This window comes from Methylophilus sp. TWE2 (genome assembly GCF_001183865.1).
Classification (GTDB): domain Bacteria; phylum Pseudomonadota; class Gammaproteobacteria; order Burkholderiales; family Methylophilaceae; genus Methylophilus.
The window spans coordinates 3,067,363-3,079,044 of the sequence record NZ_CP012020.1 but is presented as its reverse complement, the minus strand read 5'-3'; the positions used below and the strand labels follow the sequence as shown (position 1 = coordinate 3,079,044).

Below are 11,682 nucleotides of genomic sequence, written 5' to 3'. Positions count from 1 at the left end.
GGGAAGAGTGGCAGAGAAATGGTCTTGTGGCGAATGTCACCATGACCTGATGTAGACATTCTAAACGTTTTAGTCTGAGTTATCCACAGCCATAGACTACAAAAAATTAAAAAAAATCATTGACATAAAGTCTCTAATTGCTGTTTAATTAAGGGTTTTTGAAATCGGCAAATTTCAGCGGTTAAATCAGCACTGCCCGATTAGAATTTAATTGCCATTTTGGCAGGAGTTTAATAATGAAACGTACCTATCAACCATCCAAAACCCGTCGTGCACGTACCCATGGCTTTCTGGTACGCATGAAAACCAAAGGTGGCCGTGCAGTAATTGCTGCCCGCCGCGCTAAAGGTCGTAAACGTCTGGGTCTGTAATCCCGGCGATGCATTGCTGAAACTCAATGCATGACATTGTATAAGCTAAAAAAAACGGATGAATTTTCATCCGTTTTTAGTTTTAGGAAACGGTTTTATGGTGAATGGCTATTCGCCAACATCATGCCTAACCAGCAAAACCATCACCGTTATGGATTGGTGGTATCAAAAAAAGTGGCCAAACTGGCTGTCAGGCGTAATTATATGAAGCGTGTATTACGTGAATTGTTGCGGACACAAGCGTCTGTCACAGTAAACGGGTATGATGTCGTTCTTCAGGTACGTAAAGCTTTTCGCCATAATGATTTTCAGGCTGTTCAGCGTGATTTAACATTATTGCTGTCCAGGCTGAAAAAAGCCTCACCTGTTTCCTGATGTTTCTGATGAAAACGCTACTGATTTTTTTTGTGAAATGTTACCAGTGGGGCTTAAGCCCATGGCTGGGACGGCAGTGTCGTTTTCATCCAACTTGTTCACACTATGCTATTGAGGCATTACAGCGCTATGGCGCCTGGCATGGCAGTTTGTTAGCCTTGCGCCGTATCGGCCGTTGCCATCCATGGCATCCCGGTGGTGTGGATCCCCTTCCCTGACTTTTAAAAACGAAATCTTATGGATACTCGCCGTTTAATTCTGTTTGTGATCTTTTCTTTTTCAATCATGATGCTGTGGGACGCCTGGCAACAACAGCAGGCGCCAGAACAAACCACAGTCACACAGAATGAAGCCAACCAGGTCGCGCCTGCAGACAAACCGCAAGAAAATGGGTTTGCGCTCACCAAAGGAACCCGTATTGCGGTTAAAACAGACCGTTATGCAGCAGTGATTGATACTATGGGCGGCGATTTGCGCGAATTGTCTTTATTGGAACATAAGGCAGACGACAACTCAGGTTCTTATGAATTGATGAGTGATGCTGGTGGCGATAAATTATATGTCGCGCAAACGGGTTTAAAGGGTGATAGCTTGCCTACGCATTATGTGAATTTTACTGCTGCTGAAAGTAGTTATAGCTTGCAAGAGGGTCAGGAGTCATTAGATGTGCGTTTGTCTGCGCCCGACACCAATGGCGTGGCCGTAGACAAAATTTACCGCTTTCACCGTGGCCAATACGTGATCGATGTCCTGTATGAAATCAAAAACAATAGTGATAAAGCGATTTCGCCTTCTGTGTATTACCAGATCATTCATGATAATGAGTCTAACCAGGGCTCAAAAATGATGCCGACTTTTACCGGAGGTGCTTATTACACTGAGGCCGAAAAATACAACAAGATCAAGTTTGACGAAATGGCCAAGAAGGACGTTTCAATCAACGCCAAGGATGGCTGGATTGGCCTGGTGCAGCATTATTTCGTCAGCGCCTGGGTGCCGCAATCCACGGCCGAACGCAAGTTTTACACCACCAAGTTGAGTGAGCATGATTTTTCAATTGGCACTATTTTGCCTGTTGGTGACATTGCCCCTGGTAGCAGTAAAACAGTCTCTGCCAAGTTATTCAGTGGCCCGCAGGAGCAAGATGCCTTAGAAGCCGCCGCGCCTGGCCTGGAATACGTGGTGGATTACGGTATCCTCACGGTGATTGCCAAGCCGTTAATGTGGTTGCTGACGCATATCCACGATCTCGTGAAGAACTGGGGCATTGCCATTATCGTCTTGACGATACTGATCAAAGCCGCGTTCTTTAAGCTGTCTGCTTCCGGTTATCGTAACATGGCTCATTTGCGCGAAATTGCCCCGCGCATGCAAGCGCTGAAAGACAAATTTGGCGATGACAAGCAAAAACTGCAACAAGCCATGATGGAGATGTACCGTACTGAAAAAATCAATCCTATGGGTGGCTGCCTGCCTATCCTGGTCCAGATTCCGGTGTTTATTTCCTTGTATTGGGTGTTGCTGGGTTCGGTAGAGTTGCGTCATGCCCCTTTCTTTGGTTGGATTCAGGATTTGTCTGCGACGGATCCTTACTTTGTGTTACCTATCCTGATGGGTGCGACCATGATTATCCAAACCTATTTGAATCCACCACCGACAGACCCGATTCAGGCCAAAGTCATGAAAATCATGCCTGTCCTGTTCAGTGTCTTCTTCTTCTTCTTCCCCGCCGGTCTTGTTCTGTACTGGCTGGTGAACAATGTTCTTTCCATTTGGCAGCAATGGGCGATCAACCGCATGATTCATGCGGAAGCATTGGCCAAAAAAGGAAATGGCAAGTAACCAACCAGTCGTGTTCAAGACTGACACCATTGCCGCCGTTGCCACTGCGCCTGGCGCGGGTGGCATTGGTGTCGTCCGTGTATCCGGCCCCTTGTCGGTAGAGATTGCGAAACACATACTAGGCCACTGCCCTCCTCCACGCCATGCAGCTTATCTGCCCTTTTTTCAGGCAGATGGCACGCTGATAGATCGCGGTATTGCCCTCTATTTTCCAAACCCGCATTCTTATACTGGTGAAGATGTCCTTGAGTTGCAGGCCCATGGCGGGACTGCGCTTATGCAAATATTGCTGGCGCGGTGCATTGAGTGTGGCGCACGGCATGCCCAGGCCGGTGAATTCACGCAGCGCGCATACTTAAATGACAAGCTTGATCTGGCTCAAGCTGAAGCAGTAGCCGACCTCATTAATGCAGCTACCGTAGAAGCTGCCCGTAGCGCTGTGCGCTCATTATCCGGTGAGTTTTCTCAAGCCATTCAAACTTTATTGAAGCAACTCATTGATTTGCGCATGTATGTAGAGGCTTGCCTGGACTTTCCTGAAGAGGAAATTGATTTTATTACCCAGGGTCGGGTACTGGAAAAGCTCCAAGCTAACCAGGCTGCGTTGCGTATTATTTTCGAGCAAGCCAAACAGGGGTCACTATTGCGTGAAGGCATCAATGTGGTTCTCATTGGCCAGCCTAATGTAGGTAAGTCCAGCCTGCTCAATGCGCTTTCTGGTGAAGAGGTGGCGATCGTAACACCGATCGCAGGAACAACACGCGATACGATCAAGAGTGTCATCCAGATTGAAGGCGTGCCTTTACATATTATTGATACTGCTGGTTTACGTGACACGGATGATGCCGTAGAACAAGTGGGTATTGCCCGCACTTGGAAAGCCGTAGAAACAGCCCATGTGGCTTTGTTATTGGTGGATAGCCAGCACGGGATCGGTCCGCTTGAAACGACTATTCTGCAAAAACTCCCTGACCAGGTTAAGAAAATATGGGTGCATAACAAAATTGATGTTTCACGTGAAACATCCCGGGTGGATCTGATCGAAAATAACCAACACGTATTTTTATCTGCCAAGACAGGGGATGGTATTGGCCATCTAAAAAAAACGCTTCTGGAAATTGTTGGTTATCAACCTAGTGAAGGTGTGTTTATGGCGCGAGCACGTCATTTACAAGCGCTGACCGACGTAGAACAGCATCTGGAGTTGGCATTGCATCAAATGCATGCGGCTGAACTTGTCGCCGAAGAATTGCGGTGCGCACAAGAGGCTCTCGGAAGCATCACAGGAGAGTTCACCTCGGATGATTTACTGGGTGAAATATTTAGCCGTTTTTGTATCGGCAAATAATCAATAAAAAAACCCGCTAGCGGGTTTTTTTTCTTGGAAAGGGTGTGTTGGGTTGGTCAAACCGCTCATCAATACTACAGACGCGTTTGCAGCCGGTAATCATGGCCCAGATCAGATTGTCACGATTAATGATGCTTTCAAAAATCACCCCCAATACATGCACAACAACCACACCTAGCCACGTCCAGGTCACATAATGATGTAATACTTTGCTCATCTCATCATCAATAAATCCCCAACCACTGTTGTAAACAATACAGCCAGAACCTACAGCGACAATGCCTAGTCCCAGCATGGCATAAATGGCGATCGAACCAGTAGGGTTGTGGCCGATGTAGTGTCTGGCTGTGCCTTTTAAGAGTTTAAATAAGTGTTTGACTGCCCATACCGGGTTCAGTGGAAAGCTGCGGAAACTTGCGTAACCGGTGGCAACCAGGCCCCAAATAATACGGGCGACGATGAGTGTGCCGGCCACATAGCCAGCATATGCGTGGTGTAGTCTATCCCACATGGAGGCGTGAGTATAAAAAGCATATCCAAACGCCCCCACCAAGGACCAATGAAAGATCCGTATGAACGGATCCCAGACATAACGTAGCATCTATTATTTGGTAGGCTTGGTTTCTGTCAACAAATAAGCAATGAAGTTAGCTTTTTCTGAAGGTGAGCAATCTGCACCCAGAATATCGTTACAGTGTTTGGTGAATTCGTCTTCCACTTTGTCGATATCTGTGAAGCGTTTGGTATTGACGCGTGGTGCCAGCGGTGGAATTTCTTTGCCGGTCACAATGTTTTTACCCACATTGGCCGGGTTATTGGTGTGGCAAGATGCACACGCTGCTTCTTTGCCGCTTGGTGTTTTGAATTTGCGGTTGAAGAAAATTTTGCCATCAGTAATTGAAGGCGCTTCATACATTGGGTTGGCGGAGTGAGCGATATTGGTATATTTGTACACCAACTTTTCAGCGTTAGTCACGTCAGCCAGTGCATGCGCAGAAAATAAGACCCCAAATACGGCAATGATTGTTTTGATTTTCATGGTAAAGCTCCTTGGTTGTTTTATAAAAATTCTATTGTTTTTATGTTAAGTAAATATGGCCTGCTTGTTATTGATTTGTATTAAACGGTAAACACATTGTATTAAATCACAGAATAGATGTAACAAATCAGTGAATTAAATGACCATTTGACTAGTTTACGCTAAAATCATAAATCTTTTTAAATCAAACAGTTCAAGATTCTTTATGATGGACTTTCCTGATCGATTCGATGTCATTGTGGTGGGTGGCGGCCATGCAGGTACCGAGGCCGCACTGGCGGCTGCTCGCATGGGTCAAAAAACCCTGCTGCTCAGCCATAACATTGAAACATTGGGGCAAATGTCCTGTAACCCCTCTATTGGCGGGATTGGAAAGGGTCATTTGGTTAAAGAGGTGGATGCGCTTGGTGGCGCCATGGCCGCGGCTACAGATGAAGGTGGTATCCAGTTCCGTATCTTGAACTCCAGTAAAGGCCCGGCTGTGCGCGCGACGCGTGCACAGGCTGACCGTATCCTTTATAAAGCGGCTATCCGCCATCGACTCGAAAACCAACCTAATTTATGGCTGTTCCAGCAGGCGGTCGACGATATTATCCTTGAGGGCGATAGAGCTGCTGGTGTGGTTACCCAGATTGGCCTGCGCTTTAATGCTAAATCTGTGGTGCTCACAGCAGGCACGTTCCTCGGTGGGTTGGTACATGTTGGATTGCAAAATTACAGCGCTGGGCGCGCCGGAGATCCGCCAGCAATATCATTGGCTGCGCGCTTGCGTGAAATTGGTCTCCCGGCTGGTCGCCTCAAAACGGGGACGCCGCCACGTATTGATGGGCGCTCAATTGATTACAGTGTGATGACTGAGCAGCCTGGCGATACGCCAGTGCCAATATTTTCGTTTTTGGGTCATGTAGCCCAGCATCCTCAACAGTTACCTTGTTGGATCACTCACACCAATCAGCAAACGCATGACATTATTCGTAGCGGCCTGGATCGCTCTCCTATGTATACGGGGGTGATTGAGGGTGTGGGGCCGCGCTATTGCCCTTCGGTAGAAGACAAGATACATCGCTTTGCCGACAAAGAGTCGCACCAGGTCTTTCTGGAGCCTGAAGGTTTAACCACTCACGAAATTTATCCTAATGGAATATCGACCAGTCTGCCATTTGATATCCAGTTAGCGCTGGTACGTTCTATCCGTGGTTTGGAGAATGCACATATCTTGCGCCCCGGATATGCTATTGAATACGACTACTACGACCCACGAGGCCTGAAATCGACTCTCGAAACAAAGACTGTTCGCGGGCTGTTTTTTGCCGGCCAAATAAATGGTACGACGGGTTATGAAGAGGCTGCAGCACAGGGTTTATTAGCGGGGTCAAATGCTGCTTTGTATGCGCAAGATAAAGATGGCTGGTGCCCCTCCCGTGAACAAGCATACTTAGGTGTATTGGTTGATGACCTGATTACCACGGGGGTTAATGAACCATACCGCATGTTCACTAGCCGTGCCGAATACCGGTTGCAGTTACGTGAAGACAACGCTGATATGCGTCTTACCGAAAAAGGCCGTGAGTTGGGTTTGGTGGATGATATCCGTTGGGAGGCTTTTTGCAAAAAGCAGGAAGCGGTGGCGCGTGAGCAAGCCAGGTTAAGACGCACCTTCTTGCAGCCTGATAACGGCCAGCCTGCGGGTCAAAATAAAATTGTTTCACGTGAAACACAGGAAGCTACTTTTGGTAAGGTGCTGGAGCACGAGTATTCCTTGTTTGAATTATTGCGTCGCCCTGAGGTCACGTATCAATCACTGCTGAGTATTGTACCCTCCCCCGAAATGTTGGCTGAGGATGTGTTGGAGCAAGTGGAAATTGCTGCCAAATACCAAGGCTATATTGATCGCCAGAATGAAGAGATCGCCCGTCAGAAAAATAGCGAGCACATCAAACTGGCGGAAGTGATTGATTATAATGATGTGCATGGCCTAAGTAATGAGGCACGGCAAAAGTTGCTGTCACACAAACCTGAAACCATTGGGCAGGCAAGTCGGATACAGGGTATTACACCCGCCACCATTTCACTATTGCTGGTGTATCTCAAACGCAAACAGAAAAAACAGAGCCAGTCGGGCGATATTGCTGCAGCATAATGGATTATTTGGCCTCACAATTGGCTTCTGGGGTAGAGGCTTTGAATTTACATTCTGTAGTGACGGCAGAGATGCAATCGCAATGCCTGGCCTACCTTACGTTGTTGCATAAATGGAATAAGGTTTATAACCTCACCGCGGTGCGTGACCCGCAGGAAATGCTGGTGTTGCATTTGTTAGATAGTCTCAGTGTTTTACCTTATATTGAAACGGGTAACTTGCTGGATGTGGGTAGTGGTGGTGGTTTGCCTGGTTTGGTCATCGCCATCACACGTCCTGATGTGCAGGTTACAACGATAGACACCGTTCAGAAAAAAGCCATATTTATGCGACAGGTTAAAGCGGAGCTTGGTTTGTCCAATGCGCAGGTGGTGCATGCACGGGTGGAGGCTTTTATGCCAGCCCTTCCTTTTAAGCAGGTGATTTCGCGGGCTTTTTCCGATATTGCATTGTTTAAGCAATTGACGGCACATTTAATGGCTCCACATGGGCGTTGGTTGGCGATGAAGGGTTTGGTGCCCACCGAGGAGTTGCAGTTGGCTGGCGTCCAGCCCAAAGAGGTCATTCGTTTGCAAGTGCCTCACTTGCAGGCGGAAAGACATTTAATTGTGTTTGAGAATACATAATGAAAATAATAGCAATCACCAACCAAAAAGGGGGCGTCGGTAAAACGACTACCTGTGTGAATCTCGCCGCCAGTCTGGCAGAACACGGAAAAAAAGTATTGTTGGTTGATTTGGACCCGCAGGGGAACGCGAGTACCGGTAGTGGCATTGATAAGGCACACTTGAAAGACAGTATTTATCAGGTGCTTATTGGTAATAAAACCTTGCAGGAGGTGGTGATACACGCGGAAGCAGCCAAGTATGACGTGGCACCCTCTAACCGCGATCTGGCGGGTGCGGAGGTGGAGTTGGTCAATGAGATGGCGCGTGAAACGCGGTTGAAAAATGCGATTCTCAAACTGGGTGACCAGGCATACGATTTTGTATTGCTGGATTGTCCGCCTTCTTTAAATCTGGTGACGGTAAATGCCTTGACCGCGGCACATTCAGTCATGATCCCCATGCAGTGTGAGTATTATGCGCTGGAAGGTTTGTCTGATTTGGTCAATACGGTCAAGAAAGTGCGCGCGCACTTGAATCCAGTGCTGGAGATTGAGGGTTTGTTGCGCACCATGTTTGATAACCGCAACATGCTGGCGCAGCAAGTTTCCGCGCAATTGGTGAACCATTTTGGTAAAAAAGTCTACCAGACGATTATCCCGCGCAATGTCAGATTGGCAGAGGCACCCAGTTATGGCATGCCAGTATTGTTATATGACCGCTCTTCCAAGGGCGCGCAAGCCTATCTTGAGCTTGCACAAGAAATTATTCAAAAAAACTAAAGCAGATATTTTGACACTCATGACAAGGAAGCAGCAGTATGGTGAAGCCTAAGGGACTTGGACGCGGACTCGACGCATTGTTATCGGGGGATACAGAAACTATTACCCAGTCGGACACGTTACGCACCCTGCCCGTTAGCCAGTTACAGCCAGGTAAATACCAGCCCCGTTCCTACATGAATGAGGAGGCCTTGCAAACGCTGGCGGATTCGATTGCGGCGCAAGGCATCATGCAACCTATCCTGGTGCGGGAAATCGGGCCCGAAAAATTTGAAATCATTGCAGGTGAACGCCGCTGGCGCGCCTCGCAAAAAGCTGGCCTCACAGAAGTACCGGTGCTGGTACGGGAAATTGCGGATGAAGCAGCCCTGGCGATGGCGCTCATTGAAAACATTCAGCGTGAGGATTTAAATCCCTTAGAAGAAGCAATGGGTATCAAGCGATTGATTGATGAGTTTGACATGACGCATGAAAAAGCCGCAGAAGCGGTTGGTCGCTCCCGTGTGGCTGTCTCCAACCTGCTGCGTTTGTTAACGCTGACGCCTATGGTGCAGGACATGTTGCTGGATAACCAGATTGACATGGGTCACGCTCGCGCCCTGGTGGGTATTGAACCTGCCCAACAGATTCTGTTGGCAAATAAAGTGGTTCAGGATGGATTGTCAGTGCGCGAGATAGAGCGCTTAATTCAAACCGAGCCGGTCAGTGGTAAAAAGGCCAAGACTGTGGTACATCCTGATGTGGCTACCTTGCAAAATCAATTGAGCGAACAGCTGGGCGCCGAGGTGGCGATCAGCAGTAAGGCGAATGGCGCTGGCGTCCTGAAGTTGAGTTTTTCAAACCTTGATCAATTAGATGATTGGATAGCAAAACTGACGGGTAATCGCCTGAAATCGTGAGTGAAATCACGTATAGAGTACCAAGCCATAGATTTTTGTAGCACATTCAGACAGTTAACGCCTGTTTGGTGCTTGACTTCGGCCTGTGAATAATTCAAAATCTCGCGTCTTTGTAGTATTTTGCCTTGAATTTTAGCGGTCAAACCCCATGAGCGGTCAAGAAAACCCAGCGGCTGGCGTGTCGCTTTATCGCAACATGCTGCGCTGGCAAGTCATGGCGACCTTGGCTGTCACGCTGCTTGCGTATGCTGCGTCTGGCTTGCCGGCCGCACTGTCAGCTTTCATGGGTGGTGTTTCTGTGGTGGTTGGCGCATGGTTTGCAACAAAAATTGCAGAAAAAGGCCGGTTAAAAACAGACCCGACCGCGGTTTTACTCAATTTACTCAAGGCTGAAGCAGTAAAAATTTTAATCATCGCGATTATCCTGTTTGTGGTTTTCAAGCTGTATCAGGCACTGGTTCCCTTTGCACTGATCGCAGGCTTGGCAGCTGCAGCGCTTTTTTCTGGCGCGGCACTGGCAAAATCACAAGCGAATGTGTAGACCAGTTAACTTAAAAATAGTTTGAAAATATGACAACCGAACACGCACAACACGCAGAAATGACCCCTTCTGAATATATCGCGCACCATTTGAGCTTCAATGCCCAGGGTGTCAACGGTAATGCAACTTCTGAAGGTTTTTGGGTGCTGCACTACGATACCTTGTTGACGTCTGTTGTGCTGGGCTTGCTGGTAATGGGCCTGATCTGGTGGGTGGCACGTGGCGCAACTGCCGGTGTACCAACCAAGCGTCAGGCGTTTGTTGAATTGTTATTCGGTTTTGTCGATGACCAGGTTAAAAACATTTTCCACGGTAACCGTCATTCCTTTATTGCGCCGGCTGCACTGACCGTGTTTGTTTGGGTGCTGGTCATGAACGCGATGGACTTCCTGCCGGTAGACCACGTAGCAAATGTGGCCTCTGCAATCGGTGGCGAGCATACCAAATGGCGTATCGTCCCTACTTCTGACATTAACACCACCTTTGCTTTGGCATTGGCTGTGTGGTTCCTGATGATTTTCTTCTCGATTAAGGCCAAAGGCCTGGGCGGCTGGATTCACGAATTATTCTGCGCCCCGTTTGGTTCTAATCCTTTGGTATGGCCTGCCAACTTCTTATTCAACCTGATTGAGTACGTCTCCAAGCCACTTTCTCACTCCTTGCGTTTGTTCGGTAACATGTACGCCGGTGAAATCATCTTCCTGCTATTGGGTATGTGGGCTGCGACTGGCCTGACCGGTACCGTGGCAGGGGCTGTTCTGGGTGCTGGCTGGTCTATCTTCCACATCCTGATTGTGGCATTGCAAGCGTTTATTTTCATGATGTTGACTGTGGTCTACCTGGCCATGGCGCATGAGTCACACTAGTTTTAACTTTGTAGTTGTTTTTAATTCTTTATAAGAGAGGGTATTAAATGGAAGCATTAGCATTGATTCAAGCCTACACAGGCGTTGGTATCGGTTTGATCATTGGTTTGGGTGCCGCTGGCGCTTGTATCGGTATTGGTATCATGTGTGCAAGTTTCTTGGAAGGCGCTGCTCGTCAACCAGAAATGATCCCAGCCCTGCAAGGTAAAGTATTCCTGCTGTTGGGTCTGATCGACGCTTCTTTCATTATTGGTGTTGGTCTGGCAATGATGTTTGCATTTGCAAACCCATTGTTGAGCGTTGTTGCTAAGTAAGTTTTACTCGGTAATCTCCGCCCGGTAGGGTTTAAGTGTGACTTAAACCTTTCAACCAATCAGTATGATGGATCCAAAATGAATATTAATTTCACACTCATCGCGCAAGCTATCGCATTTGCAGTGTTGATCTGGTTCACGGTGAAATTCGTTTGGCCACCGCTGTTAAAAGCGATTGAAACACGCCAAAAGGAAATCGCAGATGGTTTGGCTGCTGCTCAAGAAGGCAAAAGTGCCTTGGAAGTGGCTGCCAAAAAATCTGAAACCACATTGAACGAGGCCAAACAGAAGGCAAGTGAGATCATTGGGCAAGCCGAAAAACGTGCCGCTCAAATCATTGATGAAGCCAAGGCGAATGCCAAAGCTGAAGGTGATCGCATTATTGCCGGTGCTAAAGCTGAAATCGATCAGGAAGTAAACCGTGCCAAAGAAGGTCTGCGTGCACAGGTTTCAACACTGGCTGTGGCTGGTGCAGAAAAAATCCTGCGTAAAGAGATTGACGCTAAAGCACACAGCGAAATGTTGGCTAAACTCGCTGCGGAACTTTAAGGTAAAAGGGA

Annotated in this window: 15 protein-coding genes; 13 read left to right on the top strand and 2 right to left on the bottom strand. The window is 47.8% G+C overall.

What is annotated here, in order from left to right:
• Nucleotides 1–236: 236 nt before the first annotated feature.
• From rpmH to mnmE, 5 genes are read left to right on the top strand one after another with little or no spacing between them, the layout of a single operon-like run.
• A complete protein-coding gene (gene rpmH, locus ACJ67_RS14485) occupies nucleotides 237–371 on the top strand; it encodes a 50S ribosomal protein L34 (protein ID WP_018987191.1) in 135 nt (44 codons plus the stop codon).
• Nucleotides 372–401: 30 nt separating this feature from the next.
• Nucleotides 402–746, top strand: a complete 345-nt coding sequence (gene rnpA, locus ACJ67_RS14480; protein WP_049639676.1) for a ribonuclease P protein component — start codon at nucleotides 402–404, stop codon at nucleotides 744–746.
• A gap of 8 nt (nucleotides 747–754) precedes the next feature.
• On the top strand, nucleotides 755–964 hold the full coding sequence (gene yidD / locus ACJ67_RS14475; RefSeq protein ID WP_049639974.1) for a membrane protein insertion efficiency factor YidD: 210 nt from the start codon (nucleotides 755–757) through the stop codon (nucleotides 962–964).
• A 19-nt stretch (nucleotides 965–983) separates the two neighbouring features.
• The gene (gene yidC, locus ACJ67_RS14470; protein ID WP_049639675.1) at nucleotides 984–2,588 is read left to right on the top strand and encodes a membrane protein insertase YidC; all 1,605 of its coding nucleotides are present in this window, start codon (nucleotides 984–986) and stop codon (nucleotides 2,586–2,588) included.
• Nucleotides 2,578–3,936 carry a tRNA uridine-5-carboxymethylaminomethyl(34) synthesis GTPase MnmE gene (mnmE, locus tag ACJ67_RS14465; protein WP_231587204.1) on the top strand — a complete coding sequence of 453 codons (1,359 nt, stop codon included), beginning with the start codon at nucleotides 2,578–2,580 and terminating at the stop codon, nucleotides 3,934–3,936. The genes yidC and mnmE overlap by 11 nt, the downstream gene beginning before the upstream one ends.
• A 16-nt stretch (nucleotides 3,937–3,952) precedes the next feature.
• On the opposite strand, the gene ACJ67_RS14460 is transcribed toward mnmE, so the two are convergent.
• Nucleotides 3,953–4,537, bottom strand: coding sequence for a cytochrome b/b6 domain-containing protein (locus ACJ67_RS14460; protein WP_082164077.1), 585 nt, complete (start codon nucleotides 4,535–4,537; stop codon nucleotides 3,953–3,955).
• A gap of 3 nt (nucleotides 4,538–4,540) precedes the next feature.
• Complete coding sequence (cycA, locus tag ACJ67_RS14455; protein ID WP_018987197.1) at nucleotides 4,541–4,975, bottom strand: cytochrome c''; 435 nt, start codon at nucleotides 4,973–4,975, stop codon at nucleotides 4,541–4,543.
• 208 nt (nucleotides 4,976–5,183) lie between these two features.
• Between cycA and mnmG the strand changes: the two genes are divergently transcribed.
• From mnmG to ACJ67_RS14415, 8 genes are all read left to right on the top strand, one after another.
• On the top strand, nucleotides 5,184–7,115 hold the full coding sequence (mnmG, locus tag ACJ67_RS14450) for a tRNA uridine-5-carboxymethylaminomethyl(34) synthesis enzyme MnmG (RefSeq protein ID WP_049639973.1): 1,932 nt from the start codon (nucleotides 5,184–5,186) through the stop codon (nucleotides 7,113–7,115).
• Nucleotides 7,115–7,741: a 16S rRNA (guanine(527)-N(7))-methyltransferase RsmG gene (gene rsmG, locus ACJ67_RS14445; protein WP_156171695.1), complete on the top strand. Its 627-nt coding sequence runs from the start codon at nucleotides 7,115–7,117 to the stop codon at nucleotides 7,739–7,741. The genes mnmG and rsmG overlap by 1 nt, the downstream gene beginning before the upstream one ends.
• A complete protein-coding gene (locus ACJ67_RS14440) occupies nucleotides 7,741–8,502 on the top strand; it encodes a ParA family protein (protein WP_049639671.1) in 762 nt (253 codons plus the stop codon). The genes rsmG and ACJ67_RS14440 overlap by 1 nt, the downstream gene beginning before the upstream one ends.
• A 38-nt stretch (nucleotides 8,503–8,540) precedes the next feature.
• Nucleotides 8,541–9,401, top strand: coding sequence for a ParB/RepB/Spo0J family partition protein (locus ACJ67_RS14435; protein ID WP_049639670.1), 861 nt, complete (start codon nucleotides 8,541–8,543; stop codon nucleotides 9,399–9,401).
• A gap of 148 nt (nucleotides 9,402–9,549) precedes the next feature.
• Nucleotides 9,550–9,942: an ATP synthase subunit I gene (locus ACJ67_RS14430; protein WP_049639669.1), complete on the top strand. Its 393-nt coding sequence runs from the start codon at nucleotides 9,550–9,552 to the stop codon at nucleotides 9,940–9,942.
• Nucleotides 9,943–9,971: 29 nt separating this feature from the next.
• The gene (gene atpB, locus ACJ67_RS14425; RefSeq protein ID WP_049639668.1) at nucleotides 9,972–10,808 is read left to right on the top strand and encodes a F0F1 ATP synthase subunit A; all 837 of its coding nucleotides are present in this window, start codon (nucleotides 9,972–9,974) and stop codon (nucleotides 10,806–10,808) included.
• Between the two features lie 47 nt (nucleotides 10,809–10,855).
• Nucleotides 10,856–11,122: a F0F1 ATP synthase subunit C gene (atpE, locus tag ACJ67_RS14420; RefSeq protein WP_018987204.1), complete on the top strand. Its 267-nt coding sequence runs from the start codon at nucleotides 10,856–10,858 to the stop codon at nucleotides 11,120–11,122.
• Between the two features lie 78 nt (nucleotides 11,123–11,200).
• The gene (locus tag ACJ67_RS14415; RefSeq protein ID WP_018987205.1) at nucleotides 11,201–11,671 is read left to right on the top strand and encodes a F0F1 ATP synthase subunit B; all 471 of its coding nucleotides are present in this window, start codon (nucleotides 11,201–11,203) and stop codon (nucleotides 11,669–11,671) included.
• The last annotated feature ends 11 nt before the right edge of the window (nucleotides 11,672–11,682 follow it).

What these genes read in the sequence shown, in the direction of transcription:
- rpmH (WP_018987191.1), top strand. Translation starts at nt 237, where the DNA reads ATGAAACGTACCTATCAACCATCCAAAACCCGTCGTGCACGTACCCAT.
- rnpA (WP_049639676.1), top strand. Translation starts at nt 402, where the DNA reads ATGACATTGTATAAGCTAAAAAAAACGGATGAATTTTCATCCGTTTTT.
- yidD (WP_049639974.1), top strand. Translation starts at nt 755, where the DNA reads ATGAAAACGCTACTGATTTTTTTTGTGAAATGTTACCAGTGGGGCTTA.
- yidC (WP_049639675.1), top strand. Translation starts at nt 984, where the DNA reads ATGGATACTCGCCGTTTAATTCTGTTTGTGATCTTTTCTTTTTCAATC.
- mnmE (WP_231587204.1), top strand. Translation starts at nt 2,578, where the DNA reads ATGGCAAGTAACCAACCAGTCGTGTTCAAGACTGACACCATTGCCGCC.
- ACJ67_RS14460 (WP_082164077.1), bottom strand. Translation starts at nt 4,537, where the DNA reads ATGCTACGTTATGTCTGGGATCCGTTCATACGGATCTTTCATTGGTCC.
- cycA (WP_018987197.1), bottom strand. Translation starts at nt 4,975, where the DNA reads ATGAAAATCAAAACAATCATTGCCGTATTTGGGGTCTTATTTTCTGCG.
- mnmG (WP_049639973.1), top strand. Translation starts at nt 5,184, where the DNA reads ATGGACTTTCCTGATCGATTCGATGTCATTGTGGTGGGTGGCGGCCAT.
- rsmG (WP_156171695.1), top strand. Translation starts at nt 7,115, where the DNA reads ATGGATTATTTGGCCTCACAATTGGCTTCTGGGGTAGAGGCTTTGAAT.
- ACJ67_RS14440 (WP_049639671.1), top strand. Translation starts at nt 7,741, where the DNA reads ATGAAAATAATAGCAATCACCAACCAAAAAGGGGGCGTCGGTAAAACG.
- ACJ67_RS14435 (WP_049639670.1), top strand. Translation starts at nt 8,541, where the DNA reads ATGGTGAAGCCTAAGGGACTTGGACGCGGACTCGACGCATTGTTATCG.
- ACJ67_RS14430 (WP_049639669.1), top strand. Translation starts at nt 9,550, where the DNA reads ATGAGCGGTCAAGAAAACCCAGCGGCTGGCGTGTCGCTTTATCGCAAC.
- atpB (WP_049639668.1), top strand. Translation starts at nt 9,972, where the DNA reads ATGACAACCGAACACGCACAACACGCAGAAATGACCCCTTCTGAATAT.
- atpE (WP_018987204.1), top strand. Translation starts at nt 10,856, where the DNA reads ATGGAAGCATTAGCATTGATTCAAGCCTACACAGGCGTTGGTATCGGT.
- ACJ67_RS14415 (WP_018987205.1), top strand. Translation starts at nt 11,201, where the DNA reads ATGAATATTAATTTCACACTCATCGCGCAAGCTATCGCATTTGCAGTG.